Annotated in this window: 23 protein-coding genes; 5 read left to right on the top strand and 18 right to left on the bottom strand. The window is 38.1% G+C overall.

The annotated features are described in order from the left end of the window. Window positions 1-48: 48 nt before the first annotated feature. From trkA to U5921_RS15665, 3 genes are all read left to right on the top strand, one after another. Window positions 49-1,413 carry a Trk system potassium transporter TrkA gene (gene trkA / locus U5921_RS15655; RefSeq protein WP_324824392.1) on the top strand — a complete coding sequence of 455 codons (1,365 nt, stop codon included), beginning with the start codon at window positions 49-51 and terminating at the stop codon, window positions 1,411-1,413. Window positions 1,414-1,428: 15 nt separating this feature from the next. Beyond that, window positions 1,429-2,892, top strand: a complete 1,464-nt coding sequence (locus tag U5921_RS15660) for a TrkH family potassium uptake protein (protein WP_324824393.1) — start codon at window positions 1,429-1,431, stop codon at window positions 2,890-2,892. 80 nt (window positions 2,893-2,972) lie between these two features. After that, a complete protein-coding gene (locus tag U5921_RS15665) occupies window positions 2,973-3,395 on the top strand; it encodes a CBS domain-containing protein (RefSeq protein WP_324824394.1) in 423 nt (140 codons plus the stop codon). Between the two features lie 104 nt (window positions 3,396-3,499). On the opposite strand, the gene rnr is transcribed toward U5921_RS15665, so the two are convergent. From rnr to trmL, 17 genes are all read right to left on the bottom strand, one after another. Further along, the gene (gene rnr, locus U5921_RS15670; protein ID WP_324824395.1) at window positions 3,500-5,620 is read right to left on the bottom strand and encodes a ribonuclease R; all 2,121 of its coding nucleotides are present in this window, start codon (window positions 5,618-5,620) and stop codon (window positions 3,500-3,502) included. Window positions 5,621-5,774: 154 nt separating this feature from the next. Then, window positions 5,775-6,050, bottom strand: coding sequence for a hypothetical protein (locus tag U5921_RS15675; protein ID WP_324824396.1), 276 nt, complete (start codon window positions 6,048-6,050; stop codon window positions 5,775-5,777). A 219-nt stretch (window positions 6,051-6,269) separates the two neighbouring features. After that, window positions 6,270-6,917 carry a CBS and ACT domain-containing protein gene (locus U5921_RS15680; protein ID WP_324824397.1) on the bottom strand — a complete coding sequence of 216 codons (648 nt, stop codon included), beginning with the start codon at window positions 6,915-6,917 and terminating at the stop codon, window positions 6,270-6,272. 1 nt (window position 6,918) lies between these two features. After that, entirely contained in the window at window positions 6,919-7,626 is a 708-nt protein-coding gene (locus U5921_RS15685) for an ABC transporter ATP-binding protein (RefSeq protein ID WP_324824398.1), read from the bottom strand. After that, the gene (locus U5921_RS15690; protein ID WP_324824399.1) at window positions 7,613-8,404 is read right to left on the bottom strand and encodes an ABC transporter ATP-binding protein; all 792 of its coding nucleotides are present in this window, start codon (window positions 8,402-8,404) and stop codon (window positions 7,613-7,615) included. The genes U5921_RS15685 and U5921_RS15690 overlap by 14 nt, the downstream gene beginning before the upstream one ends. 12 nt (window positions 8,405-8,416) lie before the next feature. Continuing rightward, on the bottom strand, window positions 8,417-9,379 hold the full coding sequence (locus tag U5921_RS15695; RefSeq protein WP_324824400.1) for a branched-chain amino acid ABC transporter permease: 963 nt from the start codon (window positions 9,377-9,379) through the stop codon (window positions 8,417-8,419). Window positions 9,380-9,382: 3 nt separating this feature from the next. Next, window positions 9,383-10,261: a branched-chain amino acid ABC transporter permease gene (locus U5921_RS15700; protein ID WP_324824401.1), complete on the bottom strand. Its 879-nt coding sequence runs from the start codon at window positions 10,259-10,261 to the stop codon at window positions 9,383-9,385. A 147-nt stretch (window positions 10,262-10,408) separates the two neighbouring features. Next, window positions 10,409-11,572 carry an ABC transporter substrate-binding protein gene (locus U5921_RS15705; RefSeq protein ID WP_324824402.1) on the bottom strand — a complete coding sequence of 388 codons (1,164 nt, stop codon included), beginning with the start codon at window positions 11,570-11,572 and terminating at the stop codon, window positions 10,409-10,411. 227 nt (window positions 11,573-11,799) lie between these two features. Next, window positions 11,800-13,827 (bottom strand): sodium-translocating pyrophosphatase, encoded by a 2,028-nt coding sequence (locus tag U5921_RS15710; RefSeq protein ID WP_324824403.1) that lies wholly within the window; start codon window positions 13,825-13,827, stop codon window positions 11,800-11,802. A 135-nt stretch (window positions 13,828-13,962) separates the two neighbouring features. After that, window positions 13,963-14,193: a preprotein translocase subunit SecG gene (secG, locus tag U5921_RS15715; RefSeq protein ID WP_324824404.1), complete on the bottom strand. Its 231-nt coding sequence runs from the start codon at window positions 14,191-14,193 to the stop codon at window positions 13,963-13,965. A 124-nt stretch (window positions 14,194-14,317) separates the two neighbouring features. Next, the gene (gene eno, locus U5921_RS15720; RefSeq protein ID WP_324824405.1) at window positions 14,318-15,610 is read right to left on the bottom strand and encodes a phosphopyruvate hydratase; all 1,293 of its coding nucleotides are present in this window, start codon (window positions 15,608-15,610) and stop codon (window positions 14,318-14,320) included. 47 nt (window positions 15,611-15,657) lie between these two features. Next, entirely contained in the window at window positions 15,658-16,404 is a 747-nt protein-coding gene (tpiA, locus tag U5921_RS15725) for a triose-phosphate isomerase (RefSeq protein WP_324824406.1), read from the bottom strand. A gap of 10 nt (window positions 16,405-16,414) precedes the next feature. Then, window positions 16,415-17,602, bottom strand: a complete 1,188-nt coding sequence (locus U5921_RS15730; protein ID WP_324824407.1) for a phosphoglycerate kinase — start codon at window positions 17,600-17,602, stop codon at window positions 16,415-16,417. A gap of 30 nt (window positions 17,603-17,632) precedes the next feature. After that, complete coding sequence (gene gap, locus U5921_RS15735; RefSeq protein WP_324824408.1) at window positions 17,633-18,643, bottom strand: type I glyceraldehyde-3-phosphate dehydrogenase; 1,011 nt, start codon at window positions 18,641-18,643, stop codon at window positions 17,633-17,635. Window positions 18,644-18,681: 38 nt separating this feature from the next. Next, the gene (rpoN, locus tag U5921_RS15740) at window positions 18,682-20,118 is read right to left on the bottom strand and encodes an RNA polymerase factor sigma-54 (RefSeq protein WP_324824409.1); all 1,437 of its coding nucleotides are present in this window, start codon (window positions 20,116-20,118) and stop codon (window positions 18,682-18,684) included. A gap of 121 nt (window positions 20,119-20,239) precedes the next feature. Continuing rightward, window positions 20,240-21,868 (bottom strand): Na/Pi cotransporter family protein, encoded by a 1,629-nt coding sequence (locus tag U5921_RS15745; protein ID WP_324824410.1) that lies wholly within the window; start codon window positions 21,866-21,868, stop codon window positions 20,240-20,242. 76 nt (window positions 21,869-21,944) lie between these two features. Continuing rightward, window positions 21,945-22,415: a tRNA (uridine(34)/cytosine(34)/5-carboxymethylaminomethyluridine(34)-2'-O)-methyltransferase TrmL gene (gene trmL / locus U5921_RS15750; RefSeq protein ID WP_324824411.1), complete on the bottom strand. Its 471-nt coding sequence runs from the start codon at window positions 22,413-22,415 to the stop codon at window positions 21,945-21,947. Between the two features lie 158 nt (window positions 22,416-22,573). Here trmL and U5921_RS15755 point away from each other — a divergent pair, with 158 nt between their 5' ends. Further along, a complete protein-coding gene (locus tag U5921_RS15755; protein ID WP_324824412.1) occupies window positions 22,574-23,881 on the top strand; it encodes a homoserine dehydrogenase in 1,308 nt (435 codons plus the stop codon). Between the two features lie 30 nt (window positions 23,882-23,911). Next, window positions 23,912-24,406: an SEC-C metal-binding domain-containing protein gene (locus U5921_RS15760; RefSeq protein WP_324824413.1), complete on the top strand. Its 495-nt coding sequence runs from the start codon at window positions 23,912-23,914 to the stop codon at window positions 24,404-24,406. A 51-nt stretch (window positions 24,407-24,457) separates the two neighbouring features. Here U5921_RS15760 and U5921_RS15765 read toward each other — a convergent pair whose 3' ends face one another. After that, window positions 24,458-26,488, bottom strand: a complete 2,031-nt coding sequence (locus tag U5921_RS15765) for a methyl-accepting chemotaxis protein (protein ID WP_324824414.1) — start codon at window positions 26,486-26,488, stop codon at window positions 24,458-24,460. Window positions 26,489-26,491: the final 3 nt, after the last annotated feature.

Here is a 26,491-nt window from a genome sequence, read left to right on the forward strand (position 1 = left end):
AGTAAATGCGGAATAGTAAACTGTATTTATATATCGAGGAGTAACGAAATGAAAGTGGCAATTATCGGTGCCGGTAAATTAGGCATCACAATTACAGAAGCGCTCTTAAGCGGTGACAATGAAGTAACCTTAGTTGATAAAAACAGCGATTTACTGCAAAAAATAAACAGCCAGCTTGATTTATTAACTGTAAATGCAAACGCGAAACAAATTTCTTTTATGGAAGAGATCAATATATGGACTTATGATTATCTGGTTGCTGTTACCGATAACGATGAGAAAAATATGGTTATCTGTTCCTTTGCAAAACACTTGGGGTGCCCAAAGGTCATTGCCCGTATTCGTGATCCGGAACATGTAAAACAAATTCAGATCATTAAAGAAGCCCTAAACATAGATTTCATAGTAAATCCCGACATGTCCATTTCCAATGAAATATATAAATACCTTGTTGAGAAATATACACTGAATAATGGGTGTTATTCTAGTGGAAAGATTGCAGTCATTGAATTTTCAACAGATAAGCTTCCTGTATTGATTGACAAGCCCATTCACAATGTTACAAAGATATTAGGAGATATGCAAGTCACCGCTATTTCCAGAAATGGAAAAGTCATCATTCCGAGGGGTGATACAATTATTTTAGACGGCGACCGTCTCTACGTTTTAGGACTTGATGAGCACATTCAAAAGCTCAATGACATTGTACATGATAAAGATCAGTATACTGATTTACAACGTGTTATGATCGCCGGCGGCGGAAAAGCGGGATTTTATCTTGCACAAAAATTATCTGCTTTTGGCGTTGCAGTTAAAATCATCGAAATTGATAAGTCACGCTGTCAGTATCTCTCAGAGCACCTAGATAACGTCATGGTGCTTCATGGTGACGCAACTGACCCTAACCTATTGGAAGAAGAAAATATCAATGAAATGGATGCTTTTATTACGCTTACCGGATTTGATGAAGAAAATCTCTTGCTCGCTTTAATGGCAAAACAACATAATATTGAAGATGTAGTAGCAAAAGTAAGTCGAAAAAGCTATGCCGATTTAATTGAAAAAATGGGAATCAGTATGGCATTGAATCCTTTGGATATGTCCGCTACCAATATTCTGCGCTATATTCAAGGTTCTACGCACATTATATTTTCGCAGCTCATTCAAGGACAAGCAGAATTTATTGAATTGGTTGCGGATCAAAAAATGCGCCTTTTAAATCAACCACTTAAAAATTTGGAATTACCGAATGGTGTTATCATTGCTGCTATCCATCGAGGCGAAGAAGCAATCATTCCAAATGGGGATACGGTGATCAAAAACGGGGATCGTATTATCATACTATCTTTACTATCTAATATCCCAAACCTTGAAAAATTATTTCGTTCAAAACGGTCACGCTTTTTTAAATAAGAAAGGTACCTCACTATGGTCTTGAATTATAAACTAATATTAAAAGTAGATGCTGCTATCGGTATTCTTTTAGCTGTTGCAATGATTCCCTCTTTAATCGTATCACTACTCTATAACGAAACAGATGCCGCGGTTGCATTTGCCCGTTGCATCGCTCCTATGCTTTTGCTGGGCTCTTTCGCTGTGTATAAAATCAGACCAACCACTTCAACGCTGCATATGCGTGATGGGTTTTTAATTGTAGCATCTTCTTGGATTCTAGCATCGATTTTCGGTTCCGTTCCATTTTTGCTATCTCATACAATTCCATCTTTTGTGGATGCCTTTTTTGAAACAGCCTCTGGTTTTTCCACTACCGGATCTACCATCCTTACGAATATTGAACTGCTCCCAAAAGGCATTTTATTTTGGCGTTCCTTTACACATTGGCTGGGAGGAATGGGCATTCTCGTTTTTGCAATTGCTCTGCTTCCTGCACTTGGAATCGGAGGACAACGAATTATCCGAGCAGAGACACCAGGCCCGACTCTGGATAAATTATCTCCTAAAATTTCAGATACTGCACGAATTTTATATTCGATGTATTTTGGTATGACACTTTTAGAAGTTATCCTCCTTTGTTTAGGCGGAGTGAGCCTCTATGATTCTCTTGTGCATACCTTTGGTACGGTGGGTACCGGCGGTTTGTCCTCTTACAACGACAGCATTGCACATTTTAACAGCATCTATGTAGATATCGTCATCACTATATTCATGGTTTTAGCAGGAATAAACTTTAATTTATATTACCTTTTATTACAAAAAAGGATTAAAGACTTTTTTTCTGACTATGAACTGCGTGGTTATCTGCTTATTATTGGAATTGCAACCATATTAATTGCATTAAACCTATGGTTTACAAAAACTTACGATACTATAGGAGAGTCTTTACGGTATTCTGTTTTTCAGGCAGCGTCCATTACTACAACTACTGGATACGGTACCGCAGACTTTAATTTATGGCCTACCTTTAGTAAGATGGTTCTTTTCCTGCTTATGTTTGTCGGTGGTTCTTCCTCTTCCACAGGAGGCGGAGTAAAGGTTATTCGAGTCTTAATCCTATTAAAGCTTATCCGAAGAGGAATCTATCGAAAGCTTCATCCTCGTGCAATTGTTCCGGTCAAAATTCAAGGAAGGTCCATTCCTTCCGATACGGTATCGGGGATCACCAGCTTTGCTGTTTTATATGTATGCCTGCTCTTATTCGGAAGCCTAGTTATTTCTTTAGAAAATTTTGATATGATGACAAGCATAAGCTCCGTTGCTGCATGCCTTGGAAATATCGGTCCTGGCTTTGAACTAGTTGGACCATCTTCAAATTATAGTATGTTCTCAGATTTTTCAAAAATGTTTTTGTCTTTTTACATGCTAATTGGAAGATTGGAACTATTTACGATCATCTTGCTGTTCTCTAAACTTTTTTGGAATCCGGACCGCTAGAAATAATTGATATAATCCCATAAATTAATAAATAAAAGAACTTCCTTTTAGACATACTAACCAAAAAGGAGGTTTTTTTTATGAAGGTAAAAGAATTAATGACAACATCCGTTACTTGTGTACGTCCAAGCACTTCCTTATCAGAAATTGCCAAGTACATGAAGCAGGAAAATATTGGTTCAATTCCAGTTTGTACAGATCGTGGAGAACCGGTTGGAATCATAACAGATCGAGACATTGTATTACGTGCAATGGCTGAGTCTGGAAAAGAAAAAACGGCGCAGGATATTATGAGTAAGAACCTAGTATTTGCAAATCCTGAAATGAACACGCATGAAGCATCTATGTTATTAGCTCAAAATCAGGTGCGTCGTTTACCTGTCGTTGAAAACAACAAATTAGTTGGAATGCTAGCTATGGCAGATATTGCAAGAAAGCCAATTTATGTAGATGAAGCTGGCGATGCATTAAATGCAATTTCAAAACCCAGTACAATTAATTAAAAAAACAGAATTGAAAAACAAGCGTATTGCTTTATGCGTTACGCTTGTTTTTTCTATTTTTTCTAAGAATCTTATATACATATTATAATTTAAGTGATTTTCATCTAACATAAAACAAAATTAATCTCACGGTTCTCAATATTTACTGAATCAACCCGAATTCTTACCCGGTCTCCAAGTCCATAGATCTTATGTGTACGTCTTCCAATCATACGGTATTTTTCCGGCTCATAGTCATAATAATCATCATTCATCTCAGAGGCTCTTACCATACCTTCAATTGTATTTTCTATCTCTACAAAGAATCCGAATTGTGCGACTCCACTGATTATTCCCTCGTATTCCTCCCCAATATGATAAGACATATATTCTGCCATTTTTAATTTCTCTACTTCTCTTTCAAGCTCTTGTGCGTCTCTTTCTGTCTTCGATGAAATATCAGCCGCTTCTATTGTTTTCTTTTTTAAAGCCCCTATTCGTTTCTCGTTCAATTTACCTGAAAGTGTTTCTTTTATAATTCTGTGAATGATTAAATCAGGGTATCTACGTATCGGTGAAGTAAAATGACAATAAAACTTCACCCCTAAACCAAAATGTCCCTCGCAGTCTATTCCATAAAAAGCTTTTTTCATCGAGCGCAGCATAACGGTATTCACTACATGCTCCTCTGCTTTTCCCTCGACGGATTTAATCACTTCATTTAATGATCGAGGATGTATGTTTTCCGGATTCCCCTTCAAAAGAATACCAAAACTCATTAAAAACTGTTTTAAAGCTTCCATTTTCTCTAAAGCAGGCTTTTCATGGATTCGATATACGAAAGGAACTTCCATCCAATAAAAATGTTCTGCAATGGTTTCATTTGCAAGCAGCATAAATTCTTCAATGATTCGATTTCCAACTCTGCGTTCTGCCGTTTCCACCGAAACCGGTATTCCCTTTTCATTTAATTTGATATATGCTTCATCAAAGTCAAAATCCAGGCTTCCTCTTTTATCTCGTACAGAGCGTAATATTGCAGCCAATTCCTGCATCAACAATAAATCTTGATAAATCGTTTGATATTGACTGATTAATTTCTGATCGTCTTTCTCTAACATATCAGAAACATCTGTATAAACCATTCTCTCTTTCGAACAGATTATACTTTCATAGACCTCATGATTAACAACCTCACCTGCTGAATTGATTTCCATATCAATACTTAAAGTCAAGCGGTCAACCCTTGGATTTAAACTGCAAATACCATTTGAAAGCTCCGTTGGAAGCATCGGAATTACCTGATCTAATAAATACACACTGTTTCCTCTTTTTAAAGCTTCTAGATCCAATGCGCTTCCCTCTTTCACATAATGAGATACATCTGCTATGTGAACTCCTAAGAGGTAGTTTCCGTTTTCTAACTGCTCTACCGATACTGCATCATCAAAATCTTTTGAATCGGAACCATCAATGGTAATTATTTTTTTATCACGTAAATCAATTCTTCCCTGCCGCATTTGTTCGCTTACATAATTTTCCATATTTTGTGCTTCTTTTTGTACGGCATAAGGAAATTCAGTTTTTAGTCGATGCTGGCGAATGAGAGCCTTTATATCTCCTCCCTGTTCTCCTTGACGGCTGATAAGTTCTGTTATAATACCTTCTGCATTTAAATTCTTTTCCGGCCATTGTGTGATTTGAACCACTACCTTATCACCATTTTTTGCACCATTTATATTTCGTTCTGCAACAAATATATCATCTGTTTCTTTCGGATCGTCTGACACAACAAATCCATATTTTTTCTGCAACTGAAAAGTGCCAATGATTTCAATCGTATTTCTTTTTAGAATTCGACTGACTACCCCTTCTCTTTTCGCATCTTTTTCTCTTTGTCCAGTTAATTTAACGGCTACTAAATCTCCATGCATTGCATAATTCAAATCTTTTGGACTAATGAAAATGTCATCCTCTGTTTCCTCTATAGGAATTACAAATCCAAACCCTTTCCGATGTTTCGTAAGAGTCCCTACGACAATGTCTAAATTCTTTGGCAGAATAAATTTATTTTTTTTGGTTTTAAAAACTCTTCCTTCTTCAAAAAGCTGATCCAATTGAGAAATAAAGCTGCCAATTTCTTTTCCTTTCAGTTCAAAATAAGCAACTAATTCTTTGTCCAACATCGGTTCATAATTTTTCTCAGCTAATTTATCTAATATTTCACTTTTGTAATCTCTTTCCATATTACCTCTCCCATAATTAGCTATTTATCTCTTTTTAATATCATAACATACCAAGTCCAATTTCACATGAAATTTATGTAAAATTTATATTATTATAATGAAAAGGGCTGCTCAAAAATTTTGAAGCAGCCTGTTCTGTTAGTTTTCTTAAGCTTTATTCGGTTTTCGCATCTTCTTGAGTCTTTGAATTGTCGGTAATTGTTCCGTCATTTACATCACTGTTATTAGGAATGCCGTCATTATCCAAATCGTTGTTGGTAGTATTGTTGTCTACACCATTATCAACAACACCATCGTTATTCAAATCTTCATCAACAACACCATTATCCGTGCCATCTGGATTTAAATCAACGTCTTTGTTTGTGCAACCCATAAAAGTGAATAAAGCTAGAATCAGTAAAATTGCTAAAAATATTCTTGTCTTTTTCACGATTTCATCTCCTCTCTTTTCTCAACCTTATTATGAGCTATATTTAAAAATTTTAGACATTTATTTAATGGCAATTTTGTAAAGATTATAAAAGGAAAAAAAGGGAATAAAATTTATTTAAAATATAAATAAAAAATATTTAATTTTTAAAATAAAAAAAGCACAAGGTATATTTCTTATCCTGCACTTTTTATTTTTTTATATTCTAACTTTTCAACCTTAACTTCGGTTTTTGGTTATGCTAAGAATTTCATATCCTTTTTTTTCTAATGATTGAATAATCGCTTCTGAATCCAAAGTGTCCATTCGAATCACAACATCACTTCGTTTTTCTTCTTCACGTCGATATGCAGCAATGTGATTAATATTTGCACCATATTCGCTTACTATGTTGGCAACATCCGAAAGAATCCCCGGTTTATCATCGGTTTCAATCACAAGGCGTGTTCCAATATCTCTGCCACCCAGTAAATCAATAAAAGCATCAAAGATATCGCTTTCCGTAATAATTCCCACAAGCCGTGTGCCATCAATGACGGGAAGCGAACTGACTCGATTTGCACGCATCAGAACTGCTGCCTCTTCTAAAATATCCTCTGGTGATATCGTCACAACTTTTTTTGTCATTGCATCTCTTACCGTTGTTTTTGCCAATAAATAATTAATTTCAAAAACACTCAGTGCGGTTGCCTTTGTAGGCGATACTTTTTGAATATCTCCATCCGTTAAGATACCTACAACACGTTCTCCGTCCAGTACCGGAATTCTTTTTAAATTTTTTATCCGCATCAGTTCCACTACTTCCGTAATCGGAGCATCTGCCTGAATTGTATATGGATCTTTTGTCATCCGATTTTTTACATACATCTTATTCCCCTCCTAAATAAGCTTTCTGCACTTCATTGCTCTTCATCAATTCCTCGCCGCTTCCTGTCAGCACAATTGATCCCGTCTCAATAACATAGCCTCGATGCGCAATTGACAAAGCCATACTTGCATTTTGCTCGACTAAAAGAACTGTCGTCCCACTTTTATTAATGTCTTTAATAATCTCAAAAATCTCCCGTACCAAAAGTGGTGCAAGCCCCATAGATGGTTCATCTAAAAGTAAAATTTTAGGACGTGACATCAACGCTCTTCCCATTGCCAGCATCTGCTGTTCTCCTCCAGAAAGTGTACCTGCCATCTGCTTTTTTCGATCTCCCAAAATTGGAAAACGTTCATAAACGTTCTGCATATCCTTGCGGATTTCCTCTTTATCTTTTCTTAAAAATGCGCCCATTTCCAAGTTTTCTAAAACGCTCATTTCCGGAAAAATTCTTCTTCCTTCTGGTACCTGTGACAATCCCAATAATACTCTTTGGGGAGCAGAAAGAGAACCAATCTGCTTCCCATCAAGTATAATTTCGCCACTCGTGATCTTTTTCAGACCCGAAATCGTGCGGAGGGTGGTGGTCTTTCCCGCACCATTGGCGCCTATAAGCGTAACAATTTCCCCGTCATTTACGGCTAAAGAGATGTTTTTTAACGCATGGATTACACCATAATGTACATTTAAATCTTTAATCTCTAGCATTGCTCATATCCTCCCCTAGATAAGCCTCAATCACTCTTTTATTTGAACGGATTTCCTCTGGCGTTCCATTTGCAATCATCATCCCGTAATCTAAAACATAAATTCTCTCGCAGACTTTCATAACTAAAGACATATCGTGTTCAATTAATAAAATGCTTAAATCGAACTTTTCCCTCAACCATGCAATGGTTGCCGTCAGTTCCGCAGTCTCGTTTGGGTTCATTCCAGCGGCCGGCTCGTCTAAAAGAAGCAAAGAGGGTTTCGTCGCTAATGCTCTTGCAATTTCTAAGTGACGCTGCTCACCATATGGCAGATTTTTAGCCAACTCCATTTTTTTGTGTGTCAGATTAAATATTTTCAGTAATTCTTCTGACTCATCAACCAATCTTTTTTCCTCTTTATGGTACCCTGCCGTATGAAAAAAAGCTCCAGGCATTTGGTAGCGTATGTTCTGATGCATTGCAATCCGCACATTATCCAATACAGTTAAATCTTTAAAAAGACGTATATTTTGAAAGGTACGAGCAATTCCTTCTTTGGTAATATGATATGGTTTACATCCATCTATCCTGCGAGGATTCTCTTTCGTATTTAATGCAATCGTTCCCTTACTCGGTTCATAAACACCGGTTAAAAGATTAAATAATGTTGTTTTTCCAGCTCCGTTTGGACCGATTAACCCAACCAGTTCTCCTTCTTGAATTTCCATATTTACATTAGAAACGGCAGTCAAACCACCGAAAGACTTTGTCAGTTTTTCTACTGAAAGCAATGGCATATTTGACACCTCCTATTCTACTTTCTTTTCATCTTTAGACTTCGTTCGAAACAATTTTGTAAAATCCAATTCTTTGGAAGCCATCAGTCCCTGTGGGCGGAAAATCATTACAATAACGAGCAATGCCGCATAAATAATCATCCGCAATGCTGTAAAGGCCTGTAAATAAGTAGTTAGTATTGCTAGTAAAACCGCCGCAATAATTGAACCTGTGATACTTCCCATCCCACCAAGCACAACGATGACTAAAAAATCAATGGATTTTAAGAAACCAAACATATTTGGTTTTAAAATAAAGAAGGTTGACGCATAAAGTGCGCCGCCAATCCCTGCAAAAAATGCACCGATCGCAAAAGCCATAACTTTATATTTTGTAGTGTTAATTCCCATCGACTCTGCCGCGATCTCATCCTCACGGATGGAGATGCAGGCGCGCCCATGTGAAGAATGAATAAAATTATTAATCAACAGAATGGAGCCAGCAGTAAACAACCACAACCACGGCCAATTAGTAAATTTAGGAATGCCGTTTAACCCTGCCGCTCCACCTGTAATTTTCAAATTCAAAAATATGATGCGAATAATTTCTGCCATACCAAGCGTTGCAATGGCTAAATAATCTCCACGAAGCCGTAAGGTTGGAATACCGATTAAAATTCCAAAAATCGCTGCCATGACAGCTCCTGCAAATGTACCAATTAAAAATCCGGCAGTTGTCGGCATCGACACGGTAATAATCGCACAGGTGTAAGCACCTATGGACATAAAACCTGCATGCCCCAAAGAAAATTGGCCTGTGAATCCGGTTACCAAATTTAAACCGACCGCCATAATAATATTGATACAAATAAGTGCAAGCGTTACCTGATAATAAGCATTTATGATATTCAAACTGATCAAAAGCTGAATGATACCGAAGGAAGCACCTAGGCAAATTAATGTTATGAGGGCATTCTTTGAAAATAAATTTTTCATAGCTCACACCTTCTCTCTTGTATTTTTGCCAAGAATCCCTGTTGGCTTTAAGATTAGAACGACAATTAAAATTGCAAAAACAACAGCATCTTTAAAAAGAGAGCTTCCATAACCTGATACCATTGTCTCAATGACTCCGATTGACAAACCCCCAATCATCGCTCCCGGTATAATTCCGATCCCTCCGAATACCGCTGCCACAAATGCTTTCAGTCCAGGCATGATACCCATCAGCGGATCGATCGAATTATAGTAAATACCTACCAATACGCCAGCTGCTCCCGCCATTGCTGAACCAATTGCGAAGGTATAGGAAATTGTCTGATCCACTTTAATCCCCATAAGCTCTGCTGCGTCTTTATCAATAGACACGGCACGCATCGCTTTCCCTACTTTAGTCTTATGGACGATAAACTGTAAAACCAGCATCAGTACAATTGCAGTCGCAACAATATAGATCTGCTGCATACTGATCCTGACTTCGCCAATATGAAAGATCTTACTAGACAATACCGCTGGATAAGAACGCACATCAGGTGACACAAAAAACATCATGACATATTCCATAAGAAGCGACACACCGATCGCTGTGATTAAGACAGCAATTCGAGATGCATTACGTAATGGTTTATATGCAACTTTTTCTGTGATAACACCTAAAAGACCGCAAGCCACCATAGCAATCACCATTGCCGGAAAAAAACCTAAATGTGCAAAAGTAATCGCAGCATAACCGATATAAGCTCCAATCATGTAGATATCACCGTGTGCAAAATTTATTAATTTGATGATTCCATAAACCATCGTATACCCAAGAGCAATCAGCGCATAAATGCTTCCAAGAGAAATTCCATTTACAATCTGCTGCATGAATTGTTCCAAGGCATCCACCCCCATTTCTACTGCAAATATTTTAATAAGAATTGAGTTAGGGTGGAACTTCTACCCTAACTCAATTCTTTAACTAGATTGTGCCAGATGTCTTAATGATTAATCTTTTTAATCATCCTGTTATATTCGTTTTTAATATTATAGCCCAACCTTTTCAGAAGAAGATTGTTCTCCATCAGTCAGCTTAATGACAACAATTGATTTCACTGGATTATGGTTCTCATCTATGCTGAAAGAACCGGTTACACCTGAAAAGTTTTCAGTGGAAGCAAGTGCTTCTTTAATTTTTTCCGGATTTGCTTCTCCTGCTCTTGTGATTGCATCCGCAATAAATTTACCGCAGTCATAGCCGAGCGCATTAAAGGCATCCGGTTCCTTATTGTATTTTTTATTAAACGCTCCTATAAATGCTGCTACAGCAGGGTCTTTATCCAAAGAAGAATAGTGGTTGGAATAATAAACATCATTTAATGCTGCTGTTCCTGCTAAATCTTTCAATTTAGGAGAATCAAATCCGTCTGCGCCAAGTATTGGTGCTGTAATTCCCAAATCACGTGCCTGTTTAATAATCAGTCCAGCTTCCTGGTAATATCCTGGTAAGAAAATGACATCATACGATTCTTTTTTAATTTTCGTTAAGATTGCGTTAAAGTCCTTTTCTTTTTGAGCATAGGCTTCTTCCGTTACAATTTTTCCACCATTTTTTTCAAAGGTTGCACGGAAATTATCGGCCAATCCAGCTGCATAATCACTGGAACTGTCTTTTATAATAACTGCCTTTGTCGCTTCCAAATTATCTTTTGCATAAGTTGCCATCGCAGTTCCTTGGAAAGAATCACTGAAGCATAAACGGAAAACATAATCCTTTACTCCATCCTTGCCAACGGTTACATCATCTGCAGTCGCAGATCCGGAAAGAATCGGAATGCCATACTGTGTCGCAATTGGCTCCTGTGCTTTATAATTTCCGGAAGTTGCAGGCCCGATTACAGCAACAACATTCTCTTGAGACATCAGCTTTGTTGCTACTGATACAACCTCAGATGCATCTGATTTGTTATCGACTTCTACTAATTCAATCTGCTTGCCTAAAACGCCTCCAGCAGCATTAATTTCTTCAACTGCCATTTTAATGCCATCTACAGAGCTCTGTCCATACGTAGCAACATCACCAGACAATTCATAATTAAGTCCCACCTTAATGGCATCCGTACTCTCCTTATCATCATTACCGCCGCAGCCGGTCAGTGCCATACTGATCATCAATAGAAACACCAGCCCAGCTCCCATAAATTTTTTCATTAGAAACACACCACCTTTTTTAAAATAAGAATTTTTAATTTTTAAATTATTGTTATAATATCCTTTTTTTGTGGTATTGTCAACATATTTTTTATTATTTTTTTGTTATATATCAACAATTTATTTTAAGGAGCAAATACACATATATTAAAATTTTTTTTATATAAAAAAAAACACTTTGCTGAGTATAAACTCATCAAAGTGTTTTTAGTTTTTTTATATTGTTATTATAAAATTCCGCCTACAGCAAGAAATAATGGAGCAAACACTACAGCCACAATTGTCATCAACTTAATCAAAATGTTAATGGATGGACCAGAAGTATCTTTAAACGGATCACCTACCGTGTCACCAACGACAGCAGCTTTATGTGTTTCGCTTCCTTTTCCGCCATAATTTCCAGCTTCTACATATTTCTTAGCATTGTCCCAAGCACCGCCTGCATTTGCCATCATAATAGCAAGAAGAACACCAGCGGCTAAAGCGCCGGCAAGCATACCGCCCAAAGCTGCAGGTCCCATAATAAGTCCTACTGCTAAAGGTGCAATAACTGCCAACAGACCAGGCGCTACCATTTCTTTTAATGCAGCACTGGTGGAAATATCAACACAACGAGCATAATCCGGCTTTGTTGTTCCTTCCATAATACCCTTATTCTCTCTGAACTGTCTTCTTACTTCTTCAATCATTTGATTTGCAGCTTTACCTACAGAATTCATAGTTAAAGCAGAGAATAAGAATGGAAGCATCGCTCCAATGAATAAACCAGCAATTACGAACGGATCAAGCAAGTCGATTTTATCTAGCTTAACAAGCTGGGAATAGGAAGCAAATAATGCCAATGCAGTCAATGCAGCAGAACCAATTGCGAATCCCTTACCAATTGCAGCAGTAGTATTACCAACAGAATCTAATGTATCTGTAATTTCTCTAACTTCATGAGGAAGTTCGGACATTTCAGCGATGCCGCCAGCATTATCAGATACCGGACCATATGCATCTACAGCAACTGTCATACCAGCTGTGGAAAGCATTCCAACAGCAGCAAGAGCAATACCATAAAGTCCTGCAGTAGCGTTCGCAACTAAAATACCAACAGCTATGATAATAATCGGCCATACGGTGGAAAGCATTCCAACACCAAGTCCACTAATGATTGTTGTTGCTGCACCGGTCTGGGACTGATCTGCAATCTTTTTAACAGAATTATAATCTGCGGATGTATAAATCTCAGTAATTTTTCCGATTGCAGTACCTACAATCAAGCCTGAAACAATGGCAATTGCACAATTGTAATTGTCAAAAAACATTTTGCTCATAACAAAAGATGCAATAATTACAAGCACTGCGCTTAAATAAGTTCCCATGTTCAATGCAGATGCCGGGTTTGATTTCTCATCGCCTTTTACAAACATGATACCAACGATAGAAGCTAAAATACCGACTGCAGAAAGTACAAGCGGAAATACAGATCCTAAAAACGGATCTAACACAAACGTATTTCCAAAAGCAGGTGTAATACTTGGAATAACGACAGCTAATGTAATAGCTGAAATGATTGAACCAACATAAGATTCAAACAAGTCGGAGCCCATACCTGCAACGTCACCAACATTATCACCAACATTATCTGCAATTACAGCTGGATTTCTTGGATCGTCTTCCGGAATACCAGCTTCTACTTTACCTACAAGGTCTGCACCAACATCAGCCGCTTTTGTATAAATACCGCCGCCAACACGACCAAACAATGCCATAGATGATGCACCTAGTCCAAATCCCGTAATTACTTCTGCACTATCTATTCCTAAAAGAACGAAAATTCCACCAATACCTAAAAGTCCAAGACCTACTACACATAGACCCATGACTGCACCACTGCGGAACGCTACTTTTAACGCTTTGTTCATACCGCCTTCACGAGCTGCATTTGCAGTTCTTACATTTCCTTTAGTAGCAACTCTCATACCACAGTAACCTGCAAGTACAGAAAATAAGGCACCTACTAAATAAAGTAAGGCTGTCACCCAATTTTGAAGACCAAATCCTAATACTAAAAATAATACCGCGATTACAATGACCATCGTCTTGTACTCTCTACTCAGAAATGCCATCGCACCCTCACGAATGTATCCAGCGATTTCCTTCATACGATCGGTGCCTTCTTCCACACTGCTAATCCATGCAGATAAGCCATAGGCAACGACCAATGCAATTATGCCGACCGCAGGGGCGGCAAATGCTAATGCTTCCATTTTAACTTTGTCCTCCTTTAACTGTTTGTTCCTTGTACTACTTGTACGTAAAAATGTGCGCTTACCAAAAGATTAAGAGGCGCATATACACCTCTTAATTTTGTCAGCAAAATTATTTTGTTTTTCCGTCCTGTCTTATTCAAATGCAACCAAAACAAGCGAGCATAGGATAAAGACTATTGCAGCAGCGGTGCTTATCTTACTTAGAATCGCCTCATAGCCTTGGCTCTTCTTTTTTCCGAAAAGCTGTTCCGCACCACCACCGATGGATCCGGAAAGGCCTGCGCTGTTACCGGATTGCAGTAAAATGCTCCCAGTCAATACAACACTGACAATTAAAAGTATTATTTTTAAGAATAAATCCACCTTCGCACCTCCTCTGTTAGATTAACTATTTGAGTGTATCATATTGCTCAGCAAAAATCAACACAAATTCCTTGAAATTCCACAATCATCGAGAAAAACCGCTAACTGGATTATTTCTCTTTTATTACTTACCAAGATTATAGAACGCGTTCTCTCCAGCATACTGTGCAGAAACATCCAAAAGCTCTTCAATCCGAAGCAATTGATTATATTTTGCAATACGGTCCGTTCTGGACAAGGAACCGGTTTTAATCTGCCCTGCATTTAGGCCTACTACAATATCTGAAATCGTAACATCTTCTGTTTCACCGGAACGATGTGAAACAATTGCAGTATATCCTGCCTTCTTTGCCATTTCAATGGCATCAAAAGTTTCAGTCAAAGTTCCAATCTGATTTACTTTAATTAAAATTGAATTTGCAATTCCTTTGCGAATTCCTTCTTCCAGTCTCTTTGTATTTGTTACGAACAAATCATCACCAACCAGCTGCACTTTATCTCCAATGCGGTCAGTCATCAGCTTCCATCCGTCCCAGTCATCTTCAGCAAGGCCATCCTCAATTGAAATAACCGGATATTTCTCTACAAGCATTTCATAATAAGCGACCATCTCCTCCGCTGTTTTAGAAACACCTTCTCCTTTTAGAACATATATTTTTTTATCTGCATCATACATTTCGGAAGCCGCTACATCAAGTGCAATTTTGATATCTTCACCAGTCTTATAACCAGCTTTTTCAATCGCTTCTAAAATAACTTGAATCGCTTCTTCGTTGGTTGCAAGGTTTGGAGCGAATCCTCCTTCATCACCAACTGCTGTATTTAATCCCTTTGTTTTTAATACGCCTTTTAGGCTGTGGAATACTTCCGCACCCATACGAAGTGCTTCTCTAAAACTGTCTGCGCCAACCGGCATTACCATAAATTCTTGAATATCTACCGTATTGTCAGCATGCTCTCCGCCGTTTAAAATATTCATCATCGGTGTAGGTAAAAGTTTTCCGTTCACCCCGCCTAAGTACTGGAACAAAGGTAATCCCAAGCTATCTGCTGCTGCATGTGCAACCGCCATAGAAACGCCTAAAATCGCATTTGCTCCTAATTTTCCTTTATTGGGTGTACCATCCAAGCCAATTAAGAATTGGTCTAGTCCCACCTGATCAAAAGCACTCATGCCAACAATTGCTTCTGCAATGATATCATTTACATTCTCTACTGCCTTTTCTACACCTTTTCCAAGGTAACGACCTTTATCACCATCGCGAAGTTCTACAGCTTCATGAACACCTGTAGATGCACCGGAAGGCACGATCGCTCTTCCCATACTCCCATCTTCTAGATAGACCTCAACCTCAACGGTTGGATTCCCTCTTGAATCAAGCACCTCACGAGCTAAGACATCTTCAATATACGACATTTTATTTCCTCCTTAATTAGAAACCATATTCTGCATTTTTATTTAATTTAAAAATCAATAATCTGAATAAAATCTTCCGGTTTTAAGCTGGCTCCACCAACTAGCGCTCCGTCAATTTCTTCCATATTCATCAGCTCTGTTGCATTGGAAGGCTTTACGCTTCCACCATATTGAATGAGAACTTCTTCGGAAACTTCATCTCCATAAAGCTCTACAATAGAAGATCGAATCAATCCACACATTTCATTTGCCTGTTGTGGAGTCGCTGTTCGTCCTGTACCAATCGCCCATATCGGTTCATATGCAATCACAAGTTTTTTAACTTGTTCCGCAGTAAGCGTCTTTAAATCTTCCCGCATCTGAATTCGGACAACAACTTCTGCAAGCCCGTCATCTCTTTGCTCTAAGGTTTCTCCCACACAGAGAATTGGCGTAATATTATGTTCAAAACATTTATGTAATTTTTTATTTACTGTTTCATCGGTTTCACAAAAATATTGCCGGCGTTCTGAATGCCCGATAATGCAATAATCCACACCAATTTCGTCCAGCATATCTGCTGAAATTTCTCCTGTATATGCACCTTTTTCTTCAAAATGCATGTTTTGAGCTCCCAATTTGATGGAAGATCCTGAAAAAGCTTCCTTTAAAGCTGCAAGCTGAGTAAATGGAGCACAAATTGCTGTTTTAACATCTGTATCTTTATATAATGTGCGAAATACGCTTGCAAACTCAACTGCTTCTTTTGTCGTCTTAAACATTTTCCAATTTCCGGCTATAAAAGGTGTTCTCATATCTTCCCTCCTATTTGTTCTGTAGTACTGCAACGCCAGGTAATTCTTTTCCTTCTAAAAACTCTAAGGAAGCGCCGCCGCCAGTAGAAATATGTGTCATCTTTTCTTCCAAACCGAATTTTTTTACAGCAGCTGCAGAATCACCGCCGCCTATAATCGTAACTGCTTCACTTTTTGCCATTGCTTCTGCAACCGCTTTTGTTCCACCGCAAAAACGATCCATTTCAAAAACACCTACCGGGCCATTCCATATGATCGTTCTTGCTTCCGATATCATTTCCGCAAAGAGCTTCATGCTCTTTTCTCCAATATCCATCCCCATTTCGTCATTTGGCATTTGATCTATTGCATAAACGGAAGAAGGTGAATCATTCTTGAACTCTTTTGCAACGCAGATGTCTACAGGTAATTGCAGCCTTACACCCTTTTCTTCAGCCTTTTTCATTAAAGAAAGTGCTAAATCTAGCTTATCCTCTTCTAAAATAGAAGTTCCAATTTCATAATTTAATGCTTTAAAAAAGGTATAGGCCATACCTCCTGCTATAATTAAACAATCCACTTTTTCCAGTAAGCTTTCAATAACGGATATCTTATCACTGACTTTAGCACCACCCATAATAGCAAGGAACGGACGGTTTGGTTTTTCAACAGCATTTCCTAAAAACTGAATCTCTCTTTCAATCAAGAATCCAGATACAGCTGGAATAAACGCCGCAATTCCGGCTGTTGAAGCATGTGCTCTATGAGCAGTTCCAAACGCATCGTTTACGAAAATATCAGCAAGTTGTGCAAGTTCTTTTGAAAAACTTTCTCCATTTTTTGTTTCTTCTTTCCGGTAGCGAACGTTCTCAAGCAGCATAACATCACCTGCCTGCAATGAATCAACCATATTTTTCACTTCATCATTTACAACTTCAGGAACTGATAAAAATTTTATATCTTTTCCTAAAAGCTCACATAAGCGCGCTGCAACCGGCTTCAAAGAATATTTCGGATTAGGTTCGCCATCCGGTCTTCCTAAATGGGACATTAAAATAACTTTTGCCCCCTGCTGTATTAAATAGTTTACCGTAGGCATTGCACTGGTGATACGGATGTCGTCGGTAATACAACCTTCATCATTCAGCGGCACGTTAAAATCACAGCGCACAATGATGCGTTTCCCTTTTACATCAATATCCCTGACTGTTTTTTTCATTTTTTCCCTCCATTAAATTATTACTTGATTTTATAATCCTTTCGTGATCACATACTGAATCAAGTCGACCACGCGGTTGGAATATCCCCACTCGTTATCATACCATGATAGAATCTTAACCATTCGTTCCCCAATCATCATCGTTGCCTGTGCGTCAATGATAGAAGAACGGTCATCCTGTTTAAAATCAATAGAAACCAACGGTTCTTCGCAAAACCCTAAAATCCCCTTCAACTCATTCTCTGCCGCATGTTTTAATGCTTCATTGACTTCTTCTGCACTAGTATCTCTTCCTAGCTCCAGCACAATATCTACAACGGAGACAGCCGGTGTCGGCACACGAAGTGCCATACCGTTTAATTTACCTTTAAGCTGAGGTAATACCTGTGATACCGCTCTCGCCGCCCCTGTTGTCGTAGGTATCATAGAGATGCAAGCAGCTCTCGATCTTCTTAAATCTCTATGTGGCAAGTCCAAAATTCTTTGATCATTTGTGTAGGAATGCACCGTCGTCATCAAACCTTTTTGAATCTCGAATTCTCTATCCATCACCTTAGCAAAAGGAGCAAGACAGTTTGTCGTACACGAAGCATTTGAAATAATATGATGTTTCTCTGCATCATAATTTTTTTCATTAACCCCCATTACAATTGTAATGTCTTCATCAGTAGCAGGTGCTGAAATCACTACCTTTTTCGCTCCTGCTTTAATATGCTTTTCCGCACCATCTCTCTTTGTAAAAATCCCGGTTGCTTCCAATACAACCTCTACTCCAAGCTCTTTCCAAGGAATGTTTTCCGGGTCCTTTTCTGCGTAAACCCTAATTTCTTTTCCATCCACAATGATGGAATTTTCACTTGATTCAACCGTACCTTGAAATTTCCCAAAACAGCTGTCATACTTTAAAAGATGTGCCAGTGTTGACGGCGTTGTTAAATCATTAATTGCAACGATTTCATAATCAACCGTTTTTTCTTGTGCAATTTTGAATGCGTTCCTGCCAATTCTCCCAAATCCGTTGATTCCAACTTTTTTCTTCATCCTCGATACCTCTCTATCATATTAGGCTAGCAAATATTTTAATAACGCTTTCTTTTAGAGGAAGATAGAATGTTCATTTCATCTCGATATTTTGCGACGGTTCTTCTTGAAATATCAATTCCTCTTTCTTTCAAAAGCTCTACCATACGTTGATCGCTGTATGGTGCTTTTGGATCTTCATTATCAACAATTTCTTTAATGAAAGTTTTTATACTCCCTGATGCGATTCCCTCACCGCTGCTGGCTGCCACACCACTGGTAAAGAAATATTTTATTTCAAATACACCCATTGGACTCTGCATGTACTTTCCGTTAATGGAACGGCTCACTGTGGATTCATGAATCCCTACTTCATCTGCAATTTGCTTTAAAGTTAATGTTTTTAAATATTTCTGTCCTTTTTCAAAAAAATCCACTTGATATTTCACAACTGCACTTACCACGTTATAAATAGTCTGCCTTCTTTGTTCAATACTTTTTATGAGCCAAAGTGCTGAATTTAAACGTCCTGTTAAAAATTTAGAAATACTGGATTCTTTATCGGATTGCACAAGCATTTTTTGATAATATGTGCTTACATTTAGACGAGGTGCAGTGCTGTCATTCACTGTAATTACATACTCGTCACCCACTTTTTCTACTGTAACATCTGGTACAATATATCGAGTCTCCTGAGCAGAGCCAAATTGTCTTCCCGGTTTTGGTTCTAACGTTTTAATCAGATCACAGATTTCCTGCACTTCTTTCACTGACAAATTAACTGCTTTTGCAATCGCGCAAAGACGATTTGCCGCTAAGTCCTCTAAATGCTCTTCAATAATTTTATTAATTATAGGACTGTCGCTGCCTTTACTTTGTAATTGGATTTTTAAACACTCGATTAAATTTCTGGCTGCAACGCCGGTTGGCTCAAAGCCCTGCAATACAGCCAAAACTTCTTCAACTTTATCCGGTGTCGTTGAAAATCGACCCGCAATTTCACTAACAGTCTGCGTCAAATATCCATTTTCATCTAAACCTTCAATCATATATTTAGCCAGCATCCGGCAGCTTTTCCGCATCGATACAAATTGCAGCTGGAACATCAAATGTTCTGTCAATGTAATATCTGAAGAAACAAATTGTTCAAAAGAATATTCTTCTTTCTCCGAACTTCCGTACTCCCACTGCTTGTAGCTAATATCATCATATTCTCTTTCTTTAAAATGTTCCGCCCAGTCGAATTCTTCGTCCTTTTTCTTATATTCTTTCTCACCTGCGCTTTGATTCATCTCCTTCTCAGGCTCTTCCGTCTGCCCCTTTGCCTCAAAATGGTTCCCATCTAATTCTAAAATAGGATTAATGAGTAATTGCTCTTCTACATAAGTATCCAGTTCTTGTGTATTGAATTGCAAAATCTGAATGGCTTGAATCAGTTCAGGAGTCATTACCAGTTTCTGTGATTGTTCAATTGTCAGGTCATAACCAAGTCTCATGATTCCCGTCCTTTCTCTTCAAGAAATAACTCTAGCTTAGGCCAAGAAAAAATTTCCTCCTGTATATAGTATATCACATTTCCTCTGGAAAAAAAACAATTCATCAAATTAGCAAACTGTTTTAGTATTTTGCATTTTCTATGATAAAAATACCTATTTTTCGTAAATGTTCCGCCACACGTTCCATATGACTGATTAAGTCCAAATATAAAACTCCGGAACCAGGTGTACAACATCCTTGATTTAAACGTTTTACATGGTTTTCACGAAGCACCTCTTCCATTGCTTTTATTTGTATTTCCATAGAAAGCAGATTATTAGCTCGTTCTGCATTACCGTCTCTGATGGATTCTACCATGCCATTTGCAACTTCCATAATGCGTTTATGGAGTTCATCCAACTCGTCTTTTGCCTCCTGACTCAGATGGATACTATTTTTCTTTTTAAAGAATGCCAATTTAGATATATTGTAGGACGCATCACTGATTCTCTCTACATCTCCCGTTACACCCAATAATAAGTTCAGGCTTTTATGTTGTACATCCGTAATATTTTTTTGAGAAAGCTTTACCAGATAGATCTCAATTTCTTTTTGCATTCTCATCACATTTTCTTCTTCTTGCTGAACTCGTTCTACGATCTTCTCTGATGATTTTCTGACTGATTGAAAACTTTGATCGTAAATATTGCATGCCAAGGACGCCATCTGATAGATTTCATTATTTACCTGTGCCAATGCAATACTAGGCGTTTCCAGCATACGTACATTTAAGTTGCTGACTTCATTTTTCTCTTCCTTTTTCTTCAAAGGAACCAATTTACCCGAAGCTCTAACCAAAATACTTATAAATGGAGCACAAAGTATCGTCGTTCCCAAATTAAAAAAAGTATGCGCATTTGCAATCTGCCGCGGAATACTATGCGGCGCCAAGCGAAACATAATGCTTTCCATTGGGTGTCGAAAAAAAAGAAGCACTAACAGGGCTCCAAACGTATTGAATAATAAATGTATCACTGCTGCTCTCTTTGCTGTTCTTGTTGTTCCAAAACTGGAAAACATGGCTGACAGGCATTTCCCAATATTTAAACCTAAAATAAGTGGAATTCCTGCTTCTATGGTCAACATTCCTTGTGCCGACATCGCAATCATGATACCCGTAATAACGCTGCTGCTTCGCACTAAGGCAGTTACCAAGAAACCAAAGATAATTAAATAGATATATCCAAGCAGATCAAGACGACTTAAACGCAGCAGTAGCGGCTGAATCTGAGGATTCAGCTTTAGCGGTTCCATTGCACTTTCTATAAAAATCATTCCAATAAACATAATGCCACAGCCAATAAATATCTCCGCGATATACTGCACTTGTTTATTCTCTACATATTTCCAAAATATCGCAGCAACACCGACAATGCATGGAGCTAAAAGCTCAATACGAAATGCTAAAATCTGTGCCGTTACTGTTGTACCGACGTTTGCACCCATAATTACTCCAGTTGCCTGCACCAATGACATCATTCCTGCATTTACCAGGCCGACTACCATAACTGTGGTTGCACTGCTTTTTTGATTGATCATTGTTACTGCTGCTCCGGCCAAAATACTATTAAACGTACTTTTGCTGGACAGTTCTAACAATTTTACAGTTCTTCCCTCCGTGCATAGCTCAAGGGAGTCTTTCATAATTTCAATTCCATAAAGTAATAACCCTGAACCACCCAAAACTTGGAAAAAAATAATTGTTAACATCAAAGCAATTCCTTCTTTCTTATTTGTTATATCAATATGTTTTTATACTGCTTTTTTTATTCCATCTTAAAAATCATTATCGCAAATCCGGAAACTGCATCTGTCTTAATGCTTCAAATAAAATAATGTTTGCCGAATTTGCTAAGTTTAAAGAGCGTAATCTTGTATCCTTACTCATAGGGATTCGAATTGCTTTTTCCATATTAGCTTGGATAAACTCCCGCGGCAGTCCCGCCGTTTCTTTTCCAAAAAGTATCATATCATCATCTCGAAATTTAACATCTGTATAGACCTTTCCACCTTTTGTAGTAGCCAAGTATAGATTTTTTTCTCCATAAAGTTCTAAAAAATTATCTAAGTTTTCATGTACCTCAATCTTAACATAAGGCCAGTAATCCAATCCAGCTCTTTTCAGGTGAGCGTCATCTATTGAAAATCCCAATGGTTTAATCAAATGTAGCACAGTTCCCGTTGCTGCACAAGTTCTTGCTATGTTTCCCGTGTTGGGAGGAATTTCGGGTTCCACCAATACAATATGCATTGCCATATTATTACTCCGTTTCTGTTTTTTGTTCCTATATTCTTTCAGTTTACACATAACTTCTTATATCATAATAAATTTTTGACACTTTTAAAAGATAATTTTTGCAGAATAAGCAATAATATAATATAATGTTGTCATATCAAAATCCAGGAGGGAGAAATATGAATAACAAAAAGCTGAAAATTGGAATCTTAGGTCTAGGAACCGTAGGCAGCGGGACCTATCGAATGCTCTGCACAAATGATCAAATCATCTCATCTACAACCGGAGTTACCATTGAAGTAGTAAAGGTTCTCGTTCACAACAAAACAAAAAAAAGAGAGGTGGATATCCCGCAGGAGCTTCTAACTGAGAATCCCGATGACATCTTAAAAGACCCTTCGATTGATGTAGTTGTGGAGTTATTAGGCGGAATGCACCCCGCTTATGATTATATGACAGAAGCATTGAATAATAAAAAACATGTCGTTACTGCAAACAAAGAAGTTATCGCCGCTAAAGGTGAAGAACTGACAAAACTTTCGATTAAAAACAAAGTAATGCTCCGCTATGAAGCAAGTGTAGGAGGCGGTATTCCGATCTTGAATGCAATTTCTACATCACTGCAAGCGAATGAGTTTACACAGATCGTAGGTATTGTAAACGGCACTACAAATTATATTTTAACGCAAATGTCCGAAAATGGTTTAAGCTATGAAGATGCTTTACACGATGCACAGTTAAAAGGATTTGCAGAAGCTGACCCTACGAGTGATGTTGAGGGAATGGATGCAGCGAATAAACTTTGTATCCTTATCTCTACTGCGTTCGGGCTCAGCATATCGCCAAAAGACATACCAACACAGGGAATCACACACATTACAAAAGAAGACATTGATTTCGCTTTTCAGTTTGGATATAAAATCAAATTAATCGCTATGGCAAAACGTTACCGTAATTCGCTGGAATGCCATGTACAACCGGCTATGATTCCAATGAATCATCCTCTAGCCACTGTAAACAACGAATTTAATGCTATTTTTGCAAAGGGAAATGCCGTTGATGATGTAATGCTTTACGGAAAAGGTGCCGGTGCCATGCCTACCGGAAGTGCAGTCGTAGGTGATATTGTAGAAATTGCTCGCGCTTATGCAACTAACACCACAGCTATGGCTGTACCGACTGCAATTAATGACAACAAGAATCTTTCCTTCGACGGAGAAGGGCAAAATATGTATTATGTCAATCTAATTGCAGAAGATATGCCAGGCGTTCTTGGTAACATTGCAACGACATTAGGAAACTATGGCATCAGTATTGATACATTTTTACAGCGTTCAAGAGGTCGTCAGACCGGAAGAAATGTTCCGTTAATTTATATCCTTCATGAAGTGACAAGAGATCGCTTGAATGAAGCACTAGAAGAAGTTTGCAACTTTAGCTTTGTAAAAGAAGTCAAAAGCATTATCAGCGTAGCTTTGCTTGACTAAGCAAAAGTTATATTATAAGGAGAATCGGATATGAGTTTATTTGAAGAATGGCAAGATTTGATTGGAAATCAGACAGATGAGAGCTTTCCGAAATTTTGGGAGAACTATAGCTCTACAGAAAAGAAAATTTACAGCTCCATTTTGGAACATCCAACAAAAAAGGTATGTGGTTCCTTTGAAGAATTAGTAGCAAAGTATGATGCGGACCCTGTTATCTTTATGGGCTTCTTAGATGGCATACAATCCAGCTTAAAAAAGGAGCAGCCTATTGAAAAAACGGATAAATCCAGCCAAATTGAGCTTGATATTGACTTAGAAAAGCTATATTTTAATATGCTTGCAGCCGATGCGGATTATCTTTATGGTTTGCCTCAATGGGAAACCATTCTTTCAGCTGAAAAAAGAGAAGAAATCACAAGGAATTATAAGCGGTCCAAAACCGTTATCAAAGAAAAAACACCTGGAAGAAATGATTTGTGTCCTTGCGGGAGCGGAAAAAAATATAAAAAATGCTGTGGGAAATAAAATCGCTAAAAAAAGCAGCAGTTTATTCTATATAAACTGCTGCTTTTTTTTCTATAAAATGAATTTATTTGATAACTGCTTTAGCATTGCAGCTTGGCTGGAAAGTTCTTCACTTGCAGCTGAACTTTGTTCTGCTGTCGCTGAATTCGTCTGTACAACGGCGCTGATTTGCTCTACGCCTCGCAGTGTATTATCAAGTGAATCCGCTTGAACATTGGTCACTTCAGAAATTTCATGAATTAGATCGACTGTTTGAGTCACACCTTTTAGAACTTCACTCAATACCTGACCCGTTTCATTCGCAATCGCTGTTCCATTCTCAACCGCACGTATCGAATCTTCGATTAAAACGGTTGTATTTTTTGCCGCCTCTGCTGACTTGCTTGCTAAATTTCGAACCTCATCCGCTACAACCGCAAAGCCTTTTCCGGCTGCTCCTGCTCTGGCTGCTTCAACAGCTGCATTCAGTGCCAAGATGTTCGTTTGGAATGCGATGTCATCAATCGTTTTTATGATCTTTCCGATCTCCGATGATTTCACATTGATTTCATCGATTGCCTTCATCATATGAACCATCTGTTCGTTGCTCTTGTCTGCGGCCTCTCCCACCGTCTGTACCTGTGTTGCTGCATGCATTGCACTTTGTGCATTTTTGTTTACATTCTCAGAGATTTCCTGAATGGTTGCAGACAATTCCTCGATGGAGCTTGCTTGTTCCGTTGTTCCTTGTGCCAGCATCTGTGAACCGCCCGCTACCTGCTCAGAACCGTTTGCAACTTGTGAAGCAATTTCAGTCATTTCACCAATGGTCTCCCTAAAAACAGAAGACATATTAAGCAATGCAATCTTAATTTGTTCAAATTCTCCATCGTATGCCTGTTCCAAATTTAACGTAAGGTTTCCCTTTCCGAATTCATGAAGTGCATTCGATATCTCATTAATATAATCGACGTAGCTATGTAAACGCTGTGTCAATGCGCGCATGGAGTCTGCAAGTCTTCCGACTTCATCGCTAGAAACAATATCAATCTCAGCATCCAAATTTCCCTGTGCCATTTCATCCGTTATTGCCGTCAATCTTTTTAATGGAGCCGCAATTCCTCTTGCTATAAGAATCATCACAGCAAATAAAATCAGCGCGACTAAAATAAAAAATAACACAGTTGTTCTTGTAGTGGATTTTACTGTATGTGAAAATTCTTTTTCCGGAATCAGTAATGCAACCTTCCATCCTGCATCTTTTATAGTACCGCTAACGCCATAAAAAGGGATATCATTATTTTCAAATTCCACCACATCACCACTTGGATCTGAAATATCATCCAGCATTGACTGACTTAATCCGATTTCTGAAACCGGTTTTAATATTTCTTTTTCATCTACACTCGCTAAAACCTTACCGCTTGTTGCACACAAAATAGTCTCAGCGGTTTCATAAGCAGATTCCTGCCGAGTAACCATCTGATTAATTTTTGTAATTTGTACATCAATGCCTGCAATTCCTATAATCTGACTTTCAGAAGAATTGTAAATAGGTGCAGAAACAGTAATAACCATACTTCCGGTGTCTACATCCACATACGGCTCAGTGATAATGAATCCTTTTTCAATGTCGGCTGCGTCATAAAACCAATAATCTTTCTGTTCCAAATCAAAACCGTCATCCGAAATCCAGTCTCCTCCGTCAAATCCAAATTTACCATCTAGATCTGCAACAAATGCGGATAAGATATTCTCTGTATCCCCATCCATCGTTTTTTTCAACATATGATAAGACCCATCCCAATGCGGAGAAGTTTTTAACTGGGATTTATTCGATACTGAAGTCAACAAATATTGAAGATTTGAGTCTAGGGACATATGTTGTGCAACTGCGACATAGTGAGTAAAATAATTATCCACATCAGAAACTAATTTTTGTGTAGACAGTCGGGCAATATGACTTTGATCATTTGTAACAGTCCTTGAAGTCAAACTTATTAAAACAACTCCTGAAATTATCATACCTATAATGATAATTCCTCCAATGATTGCTACAATCTTTGTTTGTATACTTTTCATTCCTTGCATACATTTTTTCATTTC

The organism is Sinanaerobacter sp. ZZT-01, assembly GCF_035621135.1.
In the GTDB taxonomy this organism is placed as follows: domain Bacteria; phylum Bacillota; class Clostridia; order Peptostreptococcales; family Anaerovoracaceae; genus IOR16.

What these genes read in the sequence shown, in the direction of transcription:
- trkA (WP_324824392.1), top strand. Translation starts at nt 49, where the DNA reads ATGAAAGTGGCAATTATCGGTGCCGGTAAATTAGGCATCACAATTACA.
- tpiA (WP_324824406.1), bottom strand. Translation starts at nt 16,404, where the DNA reads ATGAGAACACCTTTTATAGCCGGAAATTGGAAAATGTTTAAGACGACA.
- eno (WP_324824405.1), bottom strand. Translation starts at nt 15,610, where the DNA reads ATGTCGTATATTGAAGATGTCTTAGCTCGTGAGGTGCTTGATTCAAGA.
- gap (WP_324824408.1), bottom strand. Translation starts at nt 18,643, where the DNA reads ATGAAGAAAAAAGTTGGAATCAACGGATTTGGGAGAATTGGCAGGAAC.
- U5921_RS15660 (WP_324824393.1), top strand. Translation starts at nt 1,429, where the DNA reads ATGGTCTTGAATTATAAACTAATATTAAAAGTAGATGCTGCTATCGGT.
- U5921_RS15755 (WP_324824412.1), top strand. Translation starts at nt 22,574, where the DNA reads ATGAATAACAAAAAGCTGAAAATTGGAATCTTAGGTCTAGGAACCGTA.
- U5921_RS15745 (WP_324824410.1), bottom strand. Translation starts at nt 21,868, where the DNA reads ATGTTAACAATTATTTTTTTCCAAGTTTTGGGTGGTTCAGGGTTATTA.
- rpoN (WP_324824409.1), bottom strand. Translation starts at nt 20,118, where the DNA reads ATGAGACTTGGTTATGACCTGACAATTGAACAATCACAGAAACTGGTA.
- U5921_RS15765 (WP_324824414.1), bottom strand. Translation starts at nt 26,488, where the DNA reads ATGAAAAAATGTATGCAAGGAATGAAAAGTATACAAACAAAGATTGTA.
- U5921_RS15710 (WP_324824403.1), bottom strand. Translation starts at nt 13,827, where the DNA reads ATGGAAGCATTAGCATTTGCCGCCCCTGCGGTCGGCATAATTGCATTG.
- U5921_RS15680 (WP_324824397.1), bottom strand. Translation starts at nt 6,917, where the DNA reads ATGTATGTAAAAAATCGGATGACAAAAGATCCATATACAATTCAGGCA.
- trmL (WP_324824411.1), bottom strand. Translation starts at nt 22,415, where the DNA reads ATGGCAATGCATATTGTATTGGTGGAACCCGAAATTCCTCCCAACACG.
- U5921_RS15685 (WP_324824398.1), bottom strand. Translation starts at nt 7,626, where the DNA reads ATGCTAGAGATTAAAGATTTAAATGTACATTATGGTGTAATCCATGCG.
- rnr (WP_324824395.1), bottom strand. Translation starts at nt 5,620, where the DNA reads ATGGAAAGAGATTACAAAAGTGAAATATTAGATAAATTAGCTGAGAAA.
- U5921_RS15730 (WP_324824407.1), bottom strand. Translation starts at nt 17,602, where the DNA reads ATGAAAAAAACAGTCAGGGATATTGATGTAAAAGGGAAACGCATCATT.
- U5921_RS15665 (WP_324824394.1), top strand. Translation starts at nt 2,973, where the DNA reads ATGAAGGTAAAAGAATTAATGACAACATCCGTTACTTGTGTACGTCCA.
- U5921_RS15690 (WP_324824399.1), bottom strand. Translation starts at nt 8,404, where the DNA reads ATGCCATTGCTTTCAGTAGAAAAACTGACAAAGTCTTTCGGTGGTTTG.
- U5921_RS15705 (WP_324824402.1), bottom strand. Translation starts at nt 11,572, where the DNA reads ATGAAAAAATTTATGGGAGCTGGGCTGGTGTTTCTATTGATGATCAGT.
- U5921_RS15695 (WP_324824400.1), bottom strand. Translation starts at nt 9,379, where the DNA reads ATGAAAAATTTATTTTCAAAGAATGCCCTCATAACATTAATTTGCCTA.
- U5921_RS15760 (WP_324824413.1), top strand. Translation starts at nt 23,912, where the DNA reads ATGAGTTTATTTGAAGAATGGCAAGATTTGATTGGAAATCAGACAGAT.